Source organism: Streptomyces sp. NRRL F-6676 (assembly GCF_000725625.1).
Taxonomy (GTDB): Bacteria; Actinomycetota; Actinomycetes; order Streptomycetales; family Streptomycetaceae; genus Streptomyces.
Window position 1 is genome coordinate 17,358 of the sequence record NZ_JOHS01000018.1, and the last position, 17,101, is coordinate 34,458.

17 protein-coding genes are annotated in these 17,101 nt (G+C 72.1%); 11 read left to right on the forward strand and 6 right to left on the reverse strand.

Going from position 1 to position 17,101, the window contains the following annotated elements; all coding sequences use genetic code 11:
• Positions 1-44 precede the first annotated feature (44 nt).
• From dut to IO29_RS14545, 7 genes are all read left to right on the forward strand, one after another.
• Positions 45-539 (forward strand): dUTP diphosphatase, encoded by a 495-nt coding sequence (gene dut, locus IO29_RS14515; RefSeq protein ID WP_030382151.1) that lies wholly within the window; start codon positions 45-47, stop codon positions 537-539.
• 1 nt (position 540) lies between these two features.
• Complete coding sequence (locus IO29_RS14520) at positions 541-1,317, forward strand: DUF3710 domain-containing protein (RefSeq protein WP_030382152.1); 777 nt, start codon at positions 541-543, stop codon at positions 1,315-1,317.
• A gap of 229 nt (positions 1,318-1,546) precedes the next feature.
• On the forward strand, positions 1,547-2,263 hold the full coding sequence (locus IO29_RS14525) for an ABC transporter ATP-binding protein (protein WP_030382153.1): 717 nt from the start codon (positions 1,547-1,549) through the stop codon (positions 2,261-2,263).
• Positions 2,264-2,430: 167 nt separating this feature from the next.
• Positions 2,431-5,037: an ATP-binding protein gene (locus IO29_RS14530; protein WP_030382154.1), complete on the forward strand. Its 2,607-nt coding sequence runs from the start codon at positions 2,431-2,433 to the stop codon at positions 5,035-5,037.
• Positions 5,034-5,717 carry a response regulator gene (locus IO29_RS14535; protein ID WP_030382155.1) on the forward strand — a complete coding sequence of 228 codons (684 nt, stop codon included), beginning with the start codon at positions 5,034-5,036 and terminating at the stop codon, positions 5,715-5,717. The genes IO29_RS14530 and IO29_RS14535 overlap by 4 nt, the downstream gene beginning before the upstream one ends.
• Positions 5,718-5,757: 40 nt before the next feature.
• On the forward strand, positions 5,758-6,156 hold the full coding sequence (locus IO29_RS14540; RefSeq protein ID WP_078618472.1) for an OB-fold nucleic acid binding domain-containing protein: 399 nt from the start codon (positions 5,758-5,760) through the stop codon (positions 6,154-6,156).
• A 3-nt stretch (positions 6,157-6,159) separates the two neighbouring features.
• Positions 6,160-6,879 (forward strand): DUF3159 domain-containing protein, encoded by a 720-nt coding sequence (locus tag IO29_RS14545; protein ID WP_030382157.1) that lies wholly within the window; start codon positions 6,160-6,162, stop codon positions 6,877-6,879.
• 228 nt (positions 6,880-7,107) lie between these two features.
• Here the strand turns inward: IO29_RS14545 and IO29_RS14550 are convergent, their stop codons facing one another.
• A complete protein-coding gene (locus IO29_RS14550; protein WP_030382158.1) occupies positions 7,108-7,785 on the reverse strand; it encodes a potassium channel family protein in 678 nt (225 codons plus the stop codon).
• Positions 7,785-8,456: a potassium channel family protein gene (locus IO29_RS14555; protein ID WP_030382159.1), complete on the reverse strand. Its 672-nt coding sequence runs from the start codon at positions 8,454-8,456 to the stop codon at positions 7,785-7,787. The genes IO29_RS14550 and IO29_RS14555 overlap by 1 nt, the downstream gene beginning before the upstream one ends.
• 386 nt (positions 8,457-8,842) lie before the next feature.
• Between IO29_RS14555 and IO29_RS14560 the strand changes: the two genes are divergently transcribed.
• From IO29_RS14560 to IO29_RS14570, 3 genes are all read left to right on the forward strand, one after another.
• Positions 8,843-9,802 (forward strand): 1-acyl-sn-glycerol-3-phosphate acyltransferase, encoded by a 960-nt coding sequence (locus tag IO29_RS14560; protein ID WP_030382160.1) that lies wholly within the window; start codon positions 8,843-8,845, stop codon positions 9,800-9,802.
• 280 nt (positions 9,803-10,082) lie between these two features.
• Complete coding sequence (locus IO29_RS14565) at positions 10,083-12,152, forward strand: APC family permease (RefSeq protein WP_033225591.1); 2,070 nt, start codon at positions 10,083-10,085, stop codon at positions 12,150-12,152.
• 213 nt (positions 12,153-12,365) lie between these two features.
• A complete protein-coding gene (locus IO29_RS14570) occupies positions 12,366-13,694 on the forward strand; it encodes a class I SAM-dependent RNA methyltransferase (RefSeq protein WP_030382162.1) in 1,329 nt (442 codons plus the stop codon).
• A 99-nt stretch (positions 13,695-13,793) separates the two neighbouring features.
• On the opposite strand, the gene IO29_RS14575 is transcribed toward IO29_RS14570, so the two are convergent.
• Positions 13,794-14,198, reverse strand: a complete 405-nt coding sequence (locus IO29_RS14575) for a nuclear transport factor 2 family protein (RefSeq protein ID WP_030382163.1) — start codon at positions 14,196-14,198, stop codon at positions 13,794-13,796.
• Between the two features lie 222 nt (positions 14,199-14,420).
• On the opposite strand from IO29_RS14575, the gene IO29_RS14580 reads away from it, so the two are divergent.
• Positions 14,421-15,386: a helix-turn-helix transcriptional regulator gene (locus IO29_RS14580; protein WP_033225589.1), complete on the forward strand. Its 966-nt coding sequence runs from the start codon at positions 14,421-14,423 to the stop codon at positions 15,384-15,386.
• A gap of 58 nt (positions 15,387-15,444) precedes the next feature.
• Here the strand turns inward: IO29_RS14580 and IO29_RS14585 are convergent, their stop codons facing one another.
• The 3 genes from IO29_RS14585 to IO29_RS38525 all read right to left on the reverse strand — a co-directional run bounded on the left by IO29_RS14585 (position 15,445) and on the right by IO29_RS38525 (position 16,970).
• Positions 15,445-15,705 (reverse strand): hypothetical protein, encoded by a 261-nt coding sequence (locus tag IO29_RS14585; protein WP_234307640.1) that lies wholly within the window; start codon positions 15,703-15,705, stop codon positions 15,445-15,447.
• A gap of 12 nt (positions 15,706-15,717) precedes the next feature.
• Positions 15,718-16,614, reverse strand: a complete 897-nt coding sequence (locus tag IO29_RS14590) for a TIGR03564 family F420-dependent LLM class oxidoreductase (protein ID WP_030382166.1) — start codon at positions 16,612-16,614, stop codon at positions 15,718-15,720.
• 197 nt (positions 16,615-16,811) lie between these two features.
• Positions 16,812-16,970 carry a hypothetical protein gene (locus IO29_RS38525; RefSeq protein WP_158709333.1) on the reverse strand — a complete coding sequence of 53 codons (159 nt, stop codon included), beginning with the start codon at positions 16,968-16,970 and terminating at the stop codon, positions 16,812-16,814.
• Between the last annotated feature and the right edge of the window lie 131 nt (positions 16,971-17,101).

Here is a 17,101-nt window from a genome sequence, read left to right on the forward strand (position 1 = left end):
GGCCCCCGGCCGACGCGAGCGGCACCCCCCGGCAGGGACTCGAGGTGCTCGTCCGGCGCGTCGATCCCGACGTACCGCTTCCGGCGTACGCGCACCCCGGCGACGCGGGAGCCGACCTCCGCACCACCGAGGCGTGCGAGCTCGCACCCGGCGAACGGGCCGTCCTGCCCACCGGGGTGTCTGTGGCGCTCCCAGAGGGGTACGCGGCCTTCGTGCACCCGCGATCCGGTCTCGCCGCCCGCTGCGGTGTCGCCCTCGTGAATGCCCCGGGGACGGTTGATGCCGGGTACCGTGGGGAGATCAAGGTGATCGTGGTGAATCTCGACCCGCGCGAGAGCGTGCGGTTCGAGCGCTTCGACCGGATTGCCCAATTGGTCGTCCAGCAGGTCGAGAGGGTCCGCTTCCACGAGGTCGCGGAGCTTCCCGGCTCGGCGCGGGCCGAGGGGGGCTTCGGGTCCACCGGCGGTCATGCCGCCGTGGGCGGCACAACGGGTGGGAATCGATACGCTTCGGTCGTATCCGACCGGGAAGGACAGTGACGTGTTCGGACGTCGCAAGAAGAAGGGGTCCGCCGACGACGTGGCGGACGCGACGGGCGAGGCCGAGCAGGTCGTCGACGACGTCGACACCGAGGCGGACGACGAGCAGGCAGAGGGCGGGCGCCAACGCGTACGGCTCGCGCCCGGACCGCGGCCCGACGGCCCCTGGGACGACTCCGAGGTGAGCGACCCCGCCGAGGGCCGGGTCGACCTCGGCGGTCTGTTCGTGCCCGGTGTCGACGGCATGGAACTGCGGGTCGAGGTCGCCGGTGACGCGATCGTCGCCGCCACCGTCGTACTGCGTGACAGCGCCGTCCAGTTGCAGGCCTTCGCCGCCCCCAAGCGCGAGGGCATCTGGGGCGAGGTCCGCGAGGAGATCGCCACCGGGATCACGCAGCAGGGCGGCATCGTCGACGAGGTCGAGGGTCCGCTCGGCTGGGAGCTGCGGGCCCAGGTGCCCGTGCAGCTGCCGGACGGCACCGGCGGCTTCCAGGTGGTGCGGTTCGTCGGTGTGGACGGTCCCCGCTGGTTCCTGCGCGGAGTGATCTCCGGGCAGGGCGCGGTGCAGCCGCAGGCGGCCGGACTGCTCGAGCAGATCTTCCGGGACACGGTCGTGGTCCGCGGCGAGGGCCCGATGGCGCCCCGCGACCCGATCGTCCTCAAGCTGCCCAACGACGCCCAGATGGTGCCCGAGGGCGTCCAGCAGGAGGAGGGCTCGCGTTTCTCCGGCGGCATGGGCCAGCTCCAGCGCGGACCGGAGATCACCGAGGTCCGCTGACGCGTTCGGTTCGGACGACGTACGGGGCCGCATCCCGGGTGGGATGCGGCCCTTCCGCCCGTCCGGACCCGGGTGCGGTGCGGCGCTCGCGCCCTCCGTACCCGTCCGGGGGAAATCCGGCGAACCGGGAACCGCGGCCTTCTCCCGGCCGTTCGACCGGGCGAGCGCGGGTGGGAATCCGGTGAGAATGCCGGGCACGCCGGCACAGGGGGAAAGCGGGGGAGGGCTCATGAGCGTGGTCGTCACCGGGGCCGAGAAGGACACCGGGACGGAGACGATGGTGCGCGTCGAGCAGGTGCACAAGTCGTACGGCACCGGCGCCGCCGCCGTGCACGCGCTGCGCGGCGTCTCCTTCGACGTGCCCAGGGGCGAACTCGTCGCCCTCAAGGGCCGCTCCGGATCCGGCAAGACCACCCTGCTCAATCTCATCGGCGGACTCGACGAGCCGGACGCGGGGCGCGTCACCGTCGCCGGGCTCGGCCTCGGTGACCTCGGCGAGGAGGGGCTGCTCGCCCTGCGGCGGGACCGGATCGGCTTCGTCTTCCAGACCTTCGGCCTGATCCCCATCCTCACCGCCGCCGAGAACGTCGGCGTGCCGCTGCGGCTGCGCCGGGCCGGCCGGCGGGAGCGGGAGGAGCGGGTGGCGCTGCTGCTGTCGCTCGTCGGGCTCGCCGACCACGCCGAGCAGCGGCCCGGGGAGCTGTCCGGAGGGCAGCAGCAGCGGGTGGCCATCGCGCGGGCGCTGGCCAACAGCCCGTCGCTGCTCATAGCCGACGAGCCGACGGGACAGCTCGACGCCGAGACGGGGCTCGCGGTGATGGAGCTGCTGCGGGCGGTGGTGCGCAGCGAGGGCGTCACGGCCGTGGTGGCCACGCACGACGCGACGCTGCTGGGGCTGGCCGACCGGGTGCTGGAGCTGAGCGACGGCGAGCTGACCGAGAGCTGAGCGCTCCGCGGGGAACCCGAGGGGCGTGACGCCGCCGTCAGGGTTGCGTCAAGGACGTCGCCAACCGTGCCCACCACCCGTTTTGCCGGAATCACGAGCCGTAGGGTCGACGCTGCGCACGCGGTGGCACATGGCGGCGCGGTGCGGCACAGAAGGACGATGAGGCCATGGGACGCGGCACACTACGGATCTACCTCGGGGCGGCACCCGGCGTCGGCAAGACCTACGCCATGCTCTGCGAGGCCGGCCGCCGGGTCGAACGCGGCACCGACTGCGTCGTCGGCTACGTCGAACACCACGGCCGCCCGCGCACCGAGGCGCTGCTGCGCGGCCTGGAGGAGGTGCCGCGCCGGGAGCTGGAGTACCGCGGCGGCGTCTTCACCGAGATGGACGTCGACGCCGTGCTGCGCCGCGCCCCCGCCGTCGCCATGGTCGACGAGCTCGCGCACACCAACGTCCCCGGCTCGCGCAACGCCAAGCGCTGGCAGGACGTGGAGGAACTGCTGGCCGCCGGGATCGACGTCGTCTCCACCGTCAACATCCAGCACCTGGAATCACTCGGCGACGTCGTCGAGTCGATCACCGGGGTGCGGCAGCGGGAGACCGTCCCCGACGAGTTCGTGCGCCGCGCCGACCAGGTCGAACTGGTCGACATGTCGCCCCAGGCGCTGCGCCGCCGCATGGCGCACGGCAACATCTACCAGCCGGACAAGGTCGACGCCGCCCTCTCGCACCACTTCCGCCCCGGCAACCTCACCGCTCTGCGCGAGCTGGCCCTGCTGTGGGTCGCCGACCGGGTCGACGAGTACCTGACCCAGTACCGCAGCGAGCACCGGGTCTCGACGATATGGGGCTCCCGGGAGCGGATCGTCGTCGGGCTGACCGGCGGACCCGAGGGCCGCACCCTGATCCGCCGGGCTGCGCGGCTCGCCGAGAAGGGGGCCGGCGGCGAGGTGCTCGCCGTCTACGTCGCCCGCAGCGACGGGCTGACCTCCGCCTCGCCCAAGGAACTCGCGGTCCAGCGCACCCTCGTCGAGGACCTCGGCGGCACCTTCCACCACGTGGTGGGCGACGACATCCCCGCCGCCCTGCTCGACTTCGCGCGCGGCGCCAACGCCACGCAGATCGTGCTCGGCTCCTCGCGCCGCAAGACCTGGCAGTACGTCCTCGGCCCCGGCGTGGGCACCACGGTGGCCCGCGACTGCGGGCCCGACCTGGACGTGCACATCGTCACCCACGACGAGGTCGCCAAGGGGCGCGGACTGCCGGCCGCCCGCGGCGCCCGGCTCGGCCGTACCCGGATCATCGCGGGCTGGGCCACCGGCGTCGCCGGCCCGGTCGTCCTCGCGCTGCTGCTCAACACCGTCGACCTCGGCCTCGCCAACGACATGCTGCTCTTCCTGGCGCTGACCGTGGCCGCCGCCCTGCTCGGCGGGCTGCTCCCGGCGCTCGCCTCCGCCGCGCTCGGCTCGGTGCTCCTCAACTACTTCTACACACCCCCGCTGCACCGCTTCACCATCGCCGATCCCAAGAACATCGTCGCCATCCTGATCTTCGTCGGGGTCGCCGTCGCGGTCGCCTCCGTCGTCGACCTCGCCGCCCGGCGCACCCATCAGGCGGCCCGGCTGCGCGCCGAGTCGGAAATACTCTCCTTCCTCGCGGGCAGCGTGCTGCGCGGGGAGACCAGCCTGGAGGCGCTCCTGGAGCGGGTCCGGGAGACCTTCGCCATGGAGTCGGCGGCGCTGCTGGAACGCGCCGGGGGCGTGGCCCCGTGGACCTGCGCGGGCGCGGTGGGCCCCGGCACGCGCGTGGCGCGGCCCGAGGACGCCGACGTGGACGTGCCCGTAGGCGACCACATGGCGCTCGCCCTGTCCGGACGGGTGCTGCCCGCCTCCGACCGCCGGGTGCTGGCCGCGTTCGCCGCGCAGGCCGCGGTCGTCCTGGACCGGCAGCGACTGCGGCAGGCCGCCGAGCAGGCCCGGACGCTCGCCGAGGGCAACCGCATCCGCACCGCGCTGCTCGCAGCCGTCAGCCACGACCTGCGCACCCCGCTCGCCGGCATCAAGGCGGCGGTCAGCTCGCTGCGCTCGGACGACGTGGCCTGGTCGGAGGAGGACCGCGCGGAACTCCTCGAAGGCATCGAGGAGGGCGCCGACCGGCTCGACCACCTGGTGGGCAACCTGCTCGACATGTCCCGGTTGCAGACCCGCACCGTCACCCCGCTGATCCGCGAGATCGACGTGGACGAGGTGGTGCCGATGGCGCTCGGCGGGGTCCCCGAGGACAGCGTGGAGCTCGACGTCCCCGAGACGCTGCCCATGGTCGCCGTCGACCCCGGGCTCCTGGAGCGGTCGGTGGCCAACCTCGTCGAGAACGCGGTCAAGTACGGCCCGCCCGGCACACCGGTCCTCGTCGCCGCGAGCGCGCTGGCCGACCGGGTGGAGGTCCGCGTCGTCGACCGCGGGCCCGGGGTGCCGGACGAGGCGAAGGAACGCATATTCGAGCCCTTCCAGCGCTATGGGGACGCCCCGCGCGGCTCCGGCGTCGGGCTCGGCCTCGCGGTGGCGCGCGGCTTCGCCGAGGCGATGGGCGGCACGCTGACCGCCGAGGACACCCCCGGCGGGGGACTGACCATGGTGCTGACCCTGCGCGCGGCCGGGCACCCGGCGCAGCCTCCCGAGGCCGAGGGCCCCGCCGCCACCGGACCCGCCACCGGTCCCGCCCGGCCCGCCGGGACCGGTCCGATCGCCCTACCGGAGAGGCAGGCCTCATGACGCGTGTGCTCGTGGTCGACGACGAGCCCGGGATCGTACGCGCCCTCGTGATCAATCTGAAGGCGCGCGCCTACGAGGTGGACGCGGCGCACGACGGCGCGACCGCCCTGCGGCTGGCCGCCGCGCGCCGCCCCGACGTGATCGTCCTCGACCTGGGACTGCCCGACATGGACGGCGTCGAGGTCATCAAGGGGCTGCGCGGCTGGACGAGGGTGCCGATCCTGGTGCTGTCCGCCCGCCACTCCTCCGACGAGAAGGTCGGCGCGCTCGACGCCGGCGCCGACGACTACGTCACCAAGCCGTTCGGCATGGACGAACTGCTGGCCCGGCTGCGCGCCGCCGTACGCCGCGCGGAGCCGACCGGGGCCGGCGAGGACGACGTCGTCGTGGAGACCGAGGGGTTCACCGTCGACCTCGCCGCGAAGAAGGTCAACCGCGGCGGCCGGGACGTACGCCTCACGCCCACGGAGTGGCACCTGCTGGAGGTGCTGGTGCGCAGCCCCGGCCGCCTGGTCGGCCAGAAGCAGCTGCTGCGGGAGGTGTGGGGACCGTCGTACGGCACCGAGACGAACTACCTGCGCGTGTACATGGCCCAGCTGCGCCGCAAACTGGAGGCCGACCCCTCGCATCCGCGGCACTTCATCACCGAACCGGGGATGGGATACCGGTTCGAGAAGTAGCCCCTGCGTGGCTGTCGGCGGCCCCCGGTACGCTTTCGGTATGAGTGCTGTTCCCCGTTCCGAGAAGCCGGTGGGCCGGTTCCGGCGCATGCTCGACCGGCTCTCCTCGTCCCAGGAGGACCTGGAGTCGGAGGAGCTGCGGGAGGACGCCGAGACCGCGGGCTGCACCCGCATCGGTGACTGCCAGGACCGACAGCTGGTCACCGTTACTGGTACCTTGCGCACGGTCACGCTGCGCCCGCGGGCCGGCGTACCGGCCCTGGAGGCCGAGCTGTTCGACGGCTCCGCCGCGCTGGACGTGGTGTGGCTCGGCAGACGCTCCATCGTCGGGATCGAACCGGGGCGCAGACTGATCGCCTCGGGGCGGGTCTCGATGAGCCGGGGCCGCAGAGTGCTGTTCAACCCGAAATACGAACTGAGACCGCTCGGACGGGAGTAGCCGGTGACCTCACTCGAGAAGCCGACCGAAGACGACACCGCGCACGATTCGCGCGCGGTCACCGAGGCCGCGCTCTTCGAGGCGTTCGGCGGTGTCCGGGGCATGGTCGAGACGGTGCTGCCGGGGCTGCTCTTCGTCAGCATCTTCACGATCAACAAGAACCTGCACGTGTCGGCGATCGCCGCGCTCGTGGTGTCGCTGCTGCTGGTCGTGGTGCGACTGGTCCGCCGGGACACGGTCAAGCACGCGTTCAGCGGGGTCTTCGGCGTCGCCTTCGGTGTCGTGTTCGCGATGATGACGGGCAACGCGAAGGACTTCTATCTGCCGGGCATGCTCTACACGCTCGGCCTGGCCCTCGCGTACATCGTGACGACGCTCGCGGGCGTGCCCTTGATCGGCCTGATGCTCGGGCCGGTCTTCAAGGAGAACCTGTCCTGGCGCACGCGCAACCCCGGCCGCAAGAAGGCGTACGCGAAGGCCAGCTGGGCGTGGGGCCTGATCCTGCTCGCCAAGTGCGCGATCCTCTTCCCGCTGTACTGGTGGGCGGACACGACGCAGCTCGGCTGGGTCCTGATCGCCCTGAAGATCCCCCCGTTCCTGCTCGCGGTCTGGCTCACCTGGGTCTTCCTGGCGAAGGCGCCCGCGCCGATCGACGTCTTCGCGGAGATGGAGGCGGAGGAGAAGGCCGCCGAGGAGAAGGCGCGGGAGGAGAGCGCCTCATAACCCGGGGGCGCGGCGGAGGCCGCCGTCCGCGCGGTGCTCGCCGAACCGTAGACCGCGGCCGCCGCCCCCGGCGGTTGGCGGGTGCGTTGTGGCCGCTCGCGCCCGCGCGGCGGGGCCGCAAGCGACCCGCCCGCGTGGCGGGGCCGTAAGCGACACAGCCGCAGAGCGACACAGCCCCGCACCCCCCGAGGGGCGCGGGAAACTGCGTCGGCGACCCCCCGCCCGCGCTCAGCCGACCGCGTCCTCCCGCCGCACCGACAGCAGATCCTCCAACTGCTCCTCCCGCGCCTGTGCCGCGACGAACAGCAGCTCGTCACCCACCTCCAGCGCATCCTCCGGCGACGGCGTCAACACCCGCGTCCCCCGGATGATCGTCACCAGCGACGTGTCCTCGGGCCACCGCACCTCGCCCACCTGCGTCCCCGCCAGCGCCGACTCCGGCGGCAGCGTCAGCTCCACCAGGTTCGCGTCACCGTGGCTGAAGCGCAGCAGCCGTACGAGATCCCCGACGCTCACCGCCTCCTCCACCAGCGCCGACATCAGCCGCGGCGTGGACACGGCGACGTCGACACCCCATGCCTCGTTGAACAGCCACTCGTTCTTCGGGTTGTTCACCCGGGCGACGACCCGCGGCACCCCGTACTCCGTCTTCGCCAGCAGCGAGACGACGAGGTTGACCTTGTCGTCGCCCGTCGCCGCGATGACGACGTTGCAGCGCTGCAACGCGGCCTCGTCCAGCGACGTGATCTCGCACGCGTCGGCCAGCAGCCACTCCGCCTGCGGCACCCGCTCCACCGAGATCGCGGTCGGCGCCTTGTCGATCAGCAGTACCTCGTGGCCGTTCTCCAGCAGTTCGCCCGCGATCGAGCGGCCCACCGCACCGGCCCCGGCAATGGCGACCCTCATCAGTGACCGGCCTCCTTCTCAGGGCCCTCGGCGAACGTCGCCTCGACCTTCTCGACGTCGTCCGTGCGCATCATCACGTGCACCAGGTCGCCCTCCTGCAACACCGTCTGGGAGGAGGGCAGCATCGCCTCGCCCAGCCGGGTGAGGAACGCCACCCGGACCCCGGTCTCCTCCTGGAGCCGGCTGATCTTCTCGCCCACCCAGGACGGGGAGGCGTGCACCTCGGCGAGCTGCACCCCGCCGGTGGGGTCCCGCCACAGCGGCTCGGCGCCCGAGGGCAGCAGCCGGCGCAGCATCTGGTCGGCGGTCCAGCGCACGGTCGCCACGGTCGGGATGCCGAGCCGCTGGTAGACCTCGGCGCGCCGCGGATCGTAGATCCGCGCCGCCACGTTCTCGATGCCGAACATCTCGCGGGCCACCCGGGCGGCGATGATGTTGGAGTTGTCGCCGCTGGAGACCGCGGCGAACGCGCCGGCCTCCTCGATGCCCGCCTCGCGCAGGGTGTCCTGGTCGAAGCCGACCCCGGTGACGCGCCGGCCACCGAACCCGGAGCCGAGCCGGCGGAAGGCGGTGGGGTCCTGGTCGATCACGGCGACCGTGTGCCCCTGCTGCTCCAGGGTCTGGGCGAGAGCGGAACCCACTCTGCCGCAGCCCATGATCACGATGTGCACGGCCCTACACCACACTCCCCGCGGACCTCGCGGTCCGCGTACGCGTCCTGCTCATGGCTCTCTTTCGGCTCGCCGGGCAACAGTGGCGGCCCGGTGCGCGGGCCGCGGTGCACCATCATGCCGGGGGAACGCCGCGGCGGACTCCCCCGGGGAGCGGTCCGTCGCCCCGCGTCCAACGTAGCGGCAGCCCCGAGCCCGCCGCGCGCCACCACCCGCCCGTGCCGCGCGCGGTTCCGTCACCGGGGCCGCGCACGGCTCCGGTGACGCTCCCGACAGCGTCGCCGTCCCCCCGTCCCCGGACCGTCCCCGACCCAGCACCCGCACCGCCCCACCCCGCACTGACCCCACCCCGACCCGACCCGACACCGACCCGAGAAGAGGCACGCGTGACCGGAGACACCCCGTTCGGATCCACCGGACCCGAGTCCGAGCACGAGTCCGGCCCCGAACCCGAGCCCACGTCCGGCCCCGAGCCCGAATCCGAGCCCGGCCCCTCGCTCACCGCCGAACTGCTGCGCGAGTTCCTCGCCGCCGGCACCGACGCGCTGGCCCGGCTGACCTCCGACGACGGCGCCGTCGACGACTTCGGCTTCGACCCCGACCTCACCGACGAGCTGATCCTGCCCCTGCTCCGGCCGCTGTACGAGAAGTACTTCCGGGTCGACGTCGAGGGCCTGGAGCACGTCCCGGCAGAGGGCGGCGCGCTCGTCGTCGCCAACCACTCCGGCACGCTGCCGCTGGACGCGCTGATGCTCCAGGTCGCCCTGCGCGACCATCACCCCGCCCACCGCCGGCTGCGGCTGCTCGCCGCCGACCTCGCCTTCGAACTGCCGCTCGTCCGCGACATCGTCCGCAAGGCCGGCCACGTCCGCGCCTGCCGGGCCAACGCGCTGCGCTTGCTCGGCGCGGGCGACCTGGTCGGCGTCATGCCCGAGGGGTACAAGGGCCTCGGCAAGCCGTACGAGGAGCGCTACCGGCTGCGCCGCTTCGGCCGGGGCGGCTTCGCCGCAGTGGCGCTGCGCTCGGGCCGCCCCATGGTGCCGTGCGCGATCGTCGGCGCCGAGGAGACGTACCCGATGATCGGCGAGTCCCGCACCCTCGCACGGATGCTGAACCTGCCGTACTTCCCGATCACGCCCACGTTCCCGCTGCTCGGCGTGCTCGGCCTGGTCCCGCTGCCGAGCAAGTGGACCATCCGCTTCGGCGCGCCGATCACCGTGGACGGCTTCCCGGCGGACGCCGCCGACGATCCGCGCACGGTGGAGAAGCTCGCCCGCGAGGTGAAGGACACCATCCAGCACTCCCTGAACGAGCTGCGCGCGGACCGGCAGTCGCCCTTCGGCTGAGGCACGGGCGGCGGCCGGCCGACGGACACCGACCGGCCCACCGGCCCACCGGGCCCCCGGCCCACCGGCTCACGGGCCCCCCGGCCCGGGGGCCGCCCGCCTTCTTCCCGACCGCCGCCCCTCTTCTTCCCGTCCCCGCGGCAAGATTCCGTTAAGAATTCGGAACCGGCCGTGCCGGGTCCGGGCCCGTCTTCCTGCGGGAAACGGTGATCCGCCGCCCCCACCGCGCCGGGGGTGGCGGGTGGGCGCCCCCGTGTTCGAACCCTTAACATCCCCTGTTGTGTCCAAACTGACCGACGTGCCCAAACGCATCCTCATCGGGCGCGCACTGCGCAGCGACCGGCTCGGAGAGACGCTCCTGCCGAAACGCATCGCACTCCCCGTCTTCGCCTCCGACCCGCTCTCCTCCGTCGCCTATGCGCCGGGGGAGGTGCTGCTGGTCCTCTCCATCGCGGGCGTGTCGTCGTACCACTTCAGCCCCTGGATCGCGGTCGCGGTCGTCGTACTGATGTTCACCGTGGTCGCCTCGTACCGGCAGAACGTGCACGCGTACCCCAGCGGCGGCGGCGACTACGAGGTGGCCACCACCAACCTCGGCCCCAAGGCCGGACTGACCGTCGCCAGCGCCCTGCTCGTCGACTACGTCCTCACGGTCGCCGTGTCGATCGCCTCCGGCATCGAGAACCTCGGCTCCGCGATCCCGTTCGTCGTCGAGCACAAGGTGATCTGCGCCGTCGCGGTGGTGATCCTGCTGACGCTGATGAACCTGCGCGGGGTGAAGGAGTCGGGCAAGCTCTTCGCGATCCCGACGTACGTCTTCGTCGGCGGCGTCTTCATCATGATCGTGTGGGGCGCGTTCCGGGGACTGGTCATGGGCGACACCATGCGGGCACCGACGGCCGGTTTCCACATCAAGGCCGAGCACCAGGGGCTTTCCGGGTTCGCCCTGGTCTTCCTGCTGCTGCGGGCCTTCTCCTCCGGCTGTGCCGCGCTCACCGGCGTCGAGGCCATCTCCAACGGCGTGCCCGCCTTCCGCAAGCCCAAGTCGAAGAACGCCGCGACGACGCTCGCGGCGATGGGTCTCCTCGCGGTCACCATGTTCTGCGGCATCATCGCGCTCGCCATGGTCACCAAGGTGCGCATGGCCGAGAACCCCGCCGCCGACCTGATCCGGGGCGGCTCGCCGGTCGGCTCCTCCTTCGTGCAGGACCCGGTGATCTCGCAGGTCGCCGAGGCCGTCTTCGGCAACGGCAGCTTCCTCTTCGTCATCCTGGCGGCGGCCACCGCGCTGGTGCTGTTCCTCGCCGCGAACACCGCGTACAACGGCTTCCCGCTGCTCGGCTCGATCCTCGCGCAGGACCGTTACCTCCCGCGCCAGCTGCACACCCGCGGCGACCGGCTCGCCTTCTCCAACGGCATCGTGCTGCTCGCGGGCGCGGCGTCGCTGCTGCTGATCATCTACGGGGCCGACTCCACCCGGCTGATCCAGCTCTACATCGTCGGCGTCTTCGTCTCCTTCACGCTCAGCCAGACCGGCATGGTCCGGCACTGGAACCGGCACCTGCGCACCGAGAAGGACCCGGCCAAGCGGCGCCACATGATCCGCTCCCGCGCGATCAACACCTTCGGCGCGTTCTTCACCGGCCTGGTGCTCGTCGTCGTCCTGGCCACCAAGTTCAGCCACGGCGCCTGGGTCGCGCTGCTCGGCATGTGCATCTTCTACGCGACGATGACGGCGATCCGTAAGCACTACGACCGGGTCGCCGACGAGATCGCCGCCCCCGAGGACGAGGTGCCGAGCGACGACATGGTGCGGCCCTCGCGCGTCCACTCCGTCGTCCTCATCTCCAAGATCCACCGGCCCACGCTGCGCGCCCTGGCCTACGCCAAGCTGCTGCGCGCCGACAGCCTGGAGGCGCTCAGCGTCAACGTCGACGCGGCGGAGACCAAGGCGCTGCGCGCGGAGTGGGAGCGGCGCGGGATCGACGTGCCCCTGAAGGTCCTCGACTCGCCGTACCGCGAGGTCACCCGGCCGGTCATCGACTACGTCAAGAGCCTGCGCAAGGAGTCCCCGCGCGACGCGGTGTCGGTGATCATCCCGGAGTACGTGGTCGGTCACTGGTACGAGCATCTGCTGCACAACCAGAGCGCGCTGCGGCTGAAGGGCCGGCTGCTGTTCACCCCGGGCGTCATGGTGACCTCGGTGCCGTACCAGCTCCAGTCCTCCGAGGCGGCGAAGCTGCGGGCGCGCAGGCGCCAGGAGTGGAGCGCGCCGGGCGCGGTCCGCCGCGGCCCCGCGGAGCACCGGGACCATCATCACCACCACCGGGACGCGAACGCGAAGGGCTGAGGAGCTGAGGGGCGGGGGCGGCGGGCGCCACCGCACGGAGTGGAGCGCCACCGCACGCCGGAACGGCGGGCGCCACCGCACGGAGTGGAGCGCCACCGCACGCCGGAACGAGCGCTGCCGCGCGGCACGTAGACTGGTGGGCTGTTGCCCACCGCGCTCGCGTGGCGTCCCGCCCCGCCGCACCCCCTCTTGATCATCTGGAGTACTCCCCCCATGCAGGCAGAACCGAGGAAGTCGCTGGTGGGACAGGAGTACGAGGTCGAGGTCGGCCCCGTCGCCCACGGCGGCCACTGCATCGCACGCACGTCCGAGGGCCAGGTCCTCTTCGTGCGGCACACGCTCCCCGGCGAGCGGGTGGTGGCCCGGGTGACCGAGGGCGAGGAGGGCGCCCGCTTCCTGCGCGCGGACGCGGTGCGCGTGCTCGAGGCGTCCAAGGACCGCATCGACGCCCCCTGCCCGTACGCCGGCCCCGGCCGCTGCGGCGGCTGCGACTGGCAGCACGCCAAGCCGGGCGCCCAGCGTCGGCTCAAGGCCGACGTCATCGCCGAACAGCTCCAGCGGCTGGCCGGGCTCACCCCCGAGGAGGCCGGCTGGGACGGCACGGTGCTGCCCGCCGAGGGCGACAAGCTCCCCGCGGGCGAGGTCCCGGCCTGGCGCACCCGCGTGAGCTACGCGGTGGACCCCTCCGGCCGCGCGGGCCTGCGCCGGCACCGCTCGCACGAGGTCGAGCCGATCGAGCACTGTCTGATCGCGGCGCCGGGCGTGAGCGAACTGGGCATCGAGCGCCGGCAGTGGCCCGGCATGGACTCCGTCGAGGCGATCGCGGCGACCGGCTCCCAGGACCGCCAGGTCGTGCTCACCCCGAAGCCGGGCGCGCGGCTGCCCCTGGTGGAGCTGGACCGTCCGGTCTCCGTCCTCCGGGTCGACGAGCGCTCCGGGGGCGTGCACCGGGTCCACGGCCGCCCCTTCGTGCGCGAACGCGCCGACGACCGCACCCACCGGGTCGGCGCCGGCGGCTTCTGGCAGGTCCACCCCAAGGCCGCCGACACGCTCGTCGCGGCGGTGATGCAGGGCCTCCTCCCGCGCAAGGGCGACACCGCGCTCGACCTGTACTGCGGGGTCGGCCTCTTCGCGGGCGCGCTGGCCGACCGGGTCGGCGAGAAGGGCGCGGTCCTCGGCATCGAGTCCGGCAAGCGCGCGGTGGAGGACGCCCGGCACAACCTCGCCGAGTTCGACCGCGTCCGCATCGAGATGGGCAAGGTCGAGGCCGCGCTGCCGCGCACCGGCATCACCGAGGCCGACCTGATCGTCCTCGACCCGCCCCGCGCCGGCGCCGGCCGCAAGACCGTGCAGCACCTGTCCTCGCTGGGCGCCCGCCGCATCGCCTACGTCGCCTGCGACCCGGCCGCCCTGGCCCGCGACCTCGCGTACTTCCGCGAGGGCGGCTACCGGGTGCGCTCACTGCGGGCGTTCGATCTGTTTCCTATGACCCATCATGTGGAGTGCGTCGCCATCCTCGAACCGGTCGCTAAGGGTTCCTGACCTGCGACGATGACACTCCGGTTCCTCGGCGACCTCGACGCGGAGCCGGAGGCGCGGTGCCCTCGCTGCGCCGGCACAGGCCACCCGGGGCGAGAAGGATCAGCCGCTGAAGACGGCCACCGCGTGTGCCGTGTCGATGTACTCCCTGGCCGCAACGACCTTGTCGTCCTCGATCTCGAAGAGGAAGTGGTAGACCTGGTTGAGGACGTTGCCGTTGCTCAGCGTGCCCGTCGATTCGGCCTCCACGGCCACCCGGCCGCCCTCCGCCGTCACCCCGGTGACGATCATCCGGAGTCCGCCGGGGGTCGATTTCCGGAACTCCGTCATGTGCGTGACGAACTGCTCCTTCGGCATGCCACCGGAAAGACGGAACGATGCGGGGTGCGCCATCACGGTCCACACGGCGTCCTCCCGGAGCAGGGCGAAGGTCGTGTCGATGTCGCCGTCCGCGGAGAAGCCCTCCACCAGCCGGTGGGCGATCTCCTTGTTCCGCTCGGTGCTCATGAGGGTCTCCTGCTGCGTCGTGGACGGGCGCGGTGCCCCGCCGTGTTCCGTGGTGTGCCGACCGGTCCCGGCAGCGGCGGCTGCCGTGCCGCCGGTCCGCGGACCGGCGGGAGGACGTGTCGTGATCAGCGACCATTTCGTCGCTCACGGCCTCCATCCTGTGCCCGACCGCTCGTACTTTGAATATTTGACAGTCCGTTTTCCTTTTGCGAGCGTGCGGACATGCCCGGTGACCAGCTGTCCGAGTTTCTCGATGTCGTCGAAATCCGAGGGCTGGTGTCGGGCGGCTTCACCGCGCGAGGGCCATGGGTGGCGCGTTCCGCCCTCGCCGATCCGCTGAACTTCGTCGCGATGGCGCGCGGCCGGGCCCGGCTGGCCACTGACGGCGCCGGTGAGCCGCTCGACCTGAAGCCGGGGGACATCGCGATCCTGAACAACCGCTCAGAGCTGGAGCTCCGGGGCGGCACGGGTGAGGGGACGCCCCGCGAGATCGAGATGCCGGTCGGCTACTCCTCTTTCCATGAGGACGCCGCCGACCTGGCCAGGGCCGACGACATCGTCCTCGCCGGACATATCGACCTCAACCCGGCAGGAGCGGCCCTGCTGCTGGAGGCGCTTCCACCGGTCGGGCACGTCCGGGGGTCGGCCGCGGCGGCACCCCGTCTGTGCAGCAGCCTCGACCGGATCCTCGACGAGGTGGCCGGCAACCTCATGGGCTCCGCGTACGCCGTCCGACAGCACGGTCAGCTCTTGCTGCTCGACATGCTCCGCGCCTACATCGATCAGGCCGAACTGCCCCCGGGGCGCCTGCGGCTGCTGGCCGACGAACGGCTGCGTCCAGCGCTCGACCTCATGCACGCCGAACCCGGGCGACCCTGGCGGCTGGAGGAACTGGCGCGCGCCGCGTCGATGTCCCGGACGACCTTCGCCTCGCGTTTCCGGACCGTGGCGGGAATGCCACCGCTCACCTACCTCAGCCGCTGGCGGATGCTGCTGGCGCAACGCGCCCTGCGCGAGGGGGACGACCGCATCGCCTCCCTCGCCTCTGTCCTGGGATATGCGTCGGAAAGTACGTTCAGCACAGCGTTCAAGCGGGAGGTCGGGGAGTCGCCGCAGCGTTACCGGTACCGGATGCGCGACGAGGCGAGGACGGACATCCGATCGGCCGTGACCCCGACCGGCAGCTGACCCCCCGGTGGGCCGCGCCAGGCCCTGGCGCACCGATGGGCCGGCGCTCCCGCGCCCGTCACGGTGCCGAACGTATCCGCTGCACCAACCAGGTACCCCCCGTCACCGCCGTCGTGATCAATAAGCCCACCATCAGCGACATCCTGAGCTCCTCCATCCTGCTGTCGTCGTCCGCCATGACCACCGACAGCGTCGTCATGACGACCGTGATCACCAGCCCAACGGTCATGTTCTTGCGTACCAGCGATTTCGGCATTTTCTCCTCTTTCTCGAAGGTGTGGTGCCGCATCGTCCCGAAGGGCTGTCGGGAGTCGCGCACCGTTCCGTGGTCTCAGCCGGTCAGAGCGGTCAGGAGTTCGGCGGTCCGGGTCTGTTCCTCGGGTGATCCCAGAAGCGCCGCCACGACATCGGTGGCGCCCGCGTCGAACAGGCGCCGGATCTCTTGTTCGACGCGTGTCTCGTCGCCGAGGACAACCGCGTCCTGGGGGCCCGAGGCGCCGCCGCGGTCGAGGATGGCGCGGTAACTGGGAAAGTCGGCGACCGCGGCGAGGTTCTCGGCGGCCCAGGCCCGCCATCGGTCTTCGTGGGCAGTGAGACAGACGGGCACCGAGGCGACCACACGGGGGGTACGTCCCCCCGCCGCCTTGGTGATCCCGGGCACGATGTGATCGGCGATGGCCGTCGGGGTGGCCCACGTGGTGATGGTCCCGTCAGCCAGTTCGCCGGCCACCCGGAGCATCGCCGGGCCGAGCGCACCGACGAGCACGGAGGGTGGCGTGCTGCTCGTCGGCACCTGAATCTCACCGACCGCCGTCAGCGTCTCGTCCCGGTAGGAGACGCGTTCGCCGCGCAGCGCGGGCATCAGCGCGGACAGGTATCCACGGAGGTGGTGGGCGGGACGGTCGAAGGAGTAGCCGTACTGCCCTTCGACGACGGCCCGGTGGCTGACGCCGACGCCCAGCACCAGGCGGCCGCCCACGGCCTCCTGCACGGTCAACGCCTGTGCGGCGAGTGCCAGTGGGTGTCTGGGGTAGGTGGGGACCACCGCCGTGCCGAACTCGATGTCAGGCACCTCCCGCCCCGCGATCGCCAGTGTGGTCAGTGCGTCCCGGCTCGTCCGCTGGCTCATCCAGACCCCGTCGAAACCGGCTGTGGCAGCGGCCCGGGTCCGGTCGAGGACCGCCGCCAAGGACGGTCCTGCCTCGTCCACAACAAGTCCGATGCGCATCTTGTCTCCTCAGTGGTGTCGACGGCCTGCGGTCGCGCATCCAGGGATGGCAACGGGGTTCGGCACGGCAAGGGGCGACTCGTCCGCGCGGCGCTCCGTCCGGTCGGCACGTCGGACGTTCTTCGGCGCCCGTCGGCGGCGAGCCTGTTCCGTGCGGGCCCACTCGCGGAGGCGAAGACGGCCGGCACCGCACGGCTTCACGCTGAACGGTCCTGCCAGTGCACGTCGACCTGTAGATAGTCGGACGGGCCGCATTCCAGCCTGTCGATGGCGTGTGCTGTTCCGGTCGGTATGACGACGGCCATGACGGCGGCCGCGGCGACTGGAAGGGCGAGACGCAGTTTCCTGGATTGCATTCTCTGACTCCTTTTTTCGGGGGTGCCGGTCGGCCGACCGGTGCGCGCGTTCTCCCGGTCGCTTTCTTCTCGGTTTCTCCGGTCACCTGCCACTGCGCCCTCCGTGGACGCAGCCCTGTCTCCGGCCCCGA

Excerpts from the sequence above, each read along its gene's own strand:
- IO29_RS14525 (WP_030382153.1), top strand. The coding sequence starts at position 1,547 with ATGAGCGTGGTCGTCACCGGGGCCGAGAAGGACACCGGGACGGAGACG.
- IO29_RS14530 (WP_030382154.1), top strand. The coding sequence starts at position 2,431 with ATGGGACGCGGCACACTACGGATCTACCTCGGGGCGGCACCCGGCGTC.
- IO29_RS14535 (WP_030382155.1), top strand. The coding sequence starts at position 5,034 with ATGACGCGTGTGCTCGTGGTCGACGACGAGCCCGGGATCGTACGCGCC.
- IO29_RS14540 (WP_078618472.1), top strand. The coding sequence starts at position 5,758 with ATGAGTGCTGTTCCCCGTTCCGAGAAGCCGGTGGGCCGGTTCCGGCGC.
- IO29_RS14550 (WP_030382158.1), bottom strand. The coding sequence starts at position 7,785 with ATGAGGGTCGCCATTGCCGGGGCCGGTGCGGTGGGCCGCTCGATCGCG.
- IO29_RS14570 (WP_030382162.1), top strand. The coding sequence starts at position 12,366 with ATGCAGGCAGAACCGAGGAAGTCGCTGGTGGGACAGGAGTACGAGGTC.
- IO29_RS14575 (WP_030382163.1), bottom strand. The coding sequence starts at position 14,198 with ATGAGCACCGAGCGGAACAAGGAGATCGCCCACCGGCTGGTGGAGGGC.
- IO29_RS14580 (WP_033225589.1), top strand. The coding sequence starts at position 14,421 with ATGCCCGGTGACCAGCTGTCCGAGTTTCTCGATGTCGTCGAAATCCGA.
- IO29_RS14590 (WP_030382166.1), bottom strand. The coding sequence starts at position 16,614 with ATGCGCATCGGACTTGTTGTGGACGAGGCAGGACCGTCCTTGGCGGCG.
- IO29_RS38525 (WP_158709333.1), bottom strand. The coding sequence starts at position 16,970 with ATGCAATCCAGGAAACTGCGTCTCGCCCTTCCAGTCGCCGCGGCCGCC.